Here is a 644-nt window from a genome sequence, read left to right as displayed (position 1 = left end):
AAACTCAAACCTAAGTCAATCAAGAAGACTAACAGTAGACCCAAGTAATCCCGAAGTAACCGCCGTTCCGAAACCTTCAAAACCGCGGAGCACGCTACCTACCCCGCTAAGCTAACCCCGTCAAGCTGTTTTTTCAAACAAACCAACCAGGAAATTCGCTCAACAACATCTTCTGACAAAGCGAAAAAAGCTCTCCCCGATTTTGCAACCGGTTCAAACCGTCATCTCTGTTTTGGAAGACGCTGCAACCCATCGGGGACCCGACGAGCCGCGGAAGATGGTATTTAAGCAGCGCCAGTCGATTGTCAAGGACAATTGCCCTAAACTTTCTTCTGGCGTTCGAAGCGGGCGTCGCCGCCGCGTTTCGTTGGCCCTATATAAACCCCAAATCCATGAACGCAACGTTAAAAACACCAAATTTCCTCAATTGGGGAAAAATTCTGGATAAAATGCGTCTAACCGTCATCAGCCCTTCGTCAACCACGTTGAAAGTGCAGCTTTTCACAAATTCGGCTTCATCCCTTGCGATGACCGCCGCATCTTCGCCCAAACACGGGCGCAAGTCATAAGGCCGGACGAGGGAATGGAGACTGAGCTTGCTCGATCGTGGTGACCGAGGAGAGACGCGGCGGCGCGGCACGGAT

General features: G+C 51.2%; 1 protein-coding gene. It reads right to left on the bottom strand.

All coding sequences use genetic code 11. The annotated features are described in order from the left end of the window. Positions 1–373: 373 nt before the first annotated feature. On the bottom strand, positions 374–644 hold a 271-nt coding region (locus tag T281_RS19435), incomplete at its 5' end, for a hypothetical protein (protein WP_210164086.1).

This window comes from Rhodomicrobium udaipurense JA643 (assembly GCF_000636015.1).
GTDB classification, from domain to species: Bacteria; Pseudomonadota; Alphaproteobacteria; order Rhizobiales; family Rhodomicrobiaceae; genus Rhodomicrobium; species Rhodomicrobium udaipurense.
Note: the sequence above shows the minus strand (reverse complement) of the source record. Positions and strands in the feature narration are given on the sequence as shown.